1 rRNA gene is annotated in these 255 nt (G+C 53.3%); it reads left to right on the forward strand.

The annotated features are described in order from the left end of the window. Nucleotides 1–255 (forward strand): 23S ribosomal RNA (locus ACU8YC_RS28735); the annotation flags it as partial.

Here is a 255-nt window from a genome sequence, read left to right on the forward strand (position 1 = left end):
CTTGACACTGAACACTGGTCCTTGATGTGTAGGATAGGTGGGAGGCTTTGAAGCGTGGACGCCAGTCTGCGTGGAGCCAACCTTGAAATACCACCCTTTAATGGCTGGTGTTCTAACGTGGACCCGTAATCCGGGTTGCGGACAGTGTCTGGTGGGTAGTTTGACTGGGGCGGTCTCCTCCTAAAGAGTAACGGAGGAGCACGAAGGTTAGCTAATCCTGGTCGGACATCAGGAGGTTAGTGCAAAGGCATAAGC

It is taken from the genome of Citrobacter sp. VF227, from assembly GCF_052950715.1.